Source organism: Aromatoleum toluolicum (assembly GCF_012911005.2).
In the GTDB taxonomy this organism is placed as follows: Bacteria; Pseudomonadota; Gammaproteobacteria; order Burkholderiales; family Rhodocyclaceae; genus Aromatoleum; species Aromatoleum toluolicum.
Map to the genome: position 1 here is coordinate 1 of NZ_WTVS01000178.1, position 888 is coordinate 888.

Here is an 888-nt window from a genome sequence, read left to right on the forward strand (position 1 = left end):
CCGACAGCCCGACGCTGTAGTTGCCGTTGCCCTCGTTGCCGCCGAACACCGTCGGGGCGTTGCCCGACAGGCCCACCGACAGCGCCAGCGGCGCCGACAGGTCGACCCCGGGCAGCACCTGGTACCACGTCGGCGTGAAGGCGAGCGCGAGGCCGAAGAAGTCCTTCGTCGTGCAGCCGTCCCACTTGTCGCGGCCGGTGCACGGGGCGAAGCCCTCGGCGTAGAAGAGGCGCTCGCCGCTACGCACCTTGTCCCACTTGGCCCAGGTGAGCTCGGCGGCCCAGCTCGCGGCGTCGAACACCGGGGTGTCGGCAATCAGCCCCAGCACATTGACCAGCGCGTGGAAGGTGTCGCCGCGCGGGCCGGGGGTTTCCCCGTCCTGCGGCAGGCCCGTCGTCGCGATGCCCAGCACCTGCGAGTTGAGCGGGGTGTTGCGGCGGTAGGAGAGTTCCGCACCGACGCTCACGCCACCGATGTTCTTCGCCAGGCTCACGCCGAAGAGGTCGATGTCGTCGGCGTAGATGAGGTTGTAGCGGGTGACGCCAGCGCCGACGCGGGTGAGAAAGGTCTGCGGCAGCTTGTCGGCGTAGCGGCGGTAGTAGACGCCGAGCGTGCCGTCGAGCGCCTCCGGCGACCAGCGCAGCGACACACCGTATTCGCCCGCCTGCTTCGGTTCGACCGGCTTGCCGTTGGTGGCGAAGCCCAGCCCGCGGCTGATGAACTGGCGGTCCGGGCCGTTGAAGGCGAAGTCGACCGGGCCCAGGTAGGTGCCGCCTTCGGGGTAGCGGTAGGCTTCCCACTCCATGAAGTACTGCGCCGACACCGACAGCGTGTCGGTCACCTGCGCCTGGCCCGAGAGCTGGTTCAAGGGGCGGAAGAGTTCCTTCG

At 69.4% G+C, this 888-nt stretch carries 1 protein-coding gene; it reads right to left on the reverse strand.

Annotated features, from left to right (window positions below):
• A partial coding sequence (locus GPA27_RS28240; RefSeq protein WP_246261543.1) for a DUF1302 family protein occupies positions 1–868 on the reverse strand: 868 nt, incomplete at its 3' end.
• Positions 869–888: the final 20 nt, after the last annotated feature.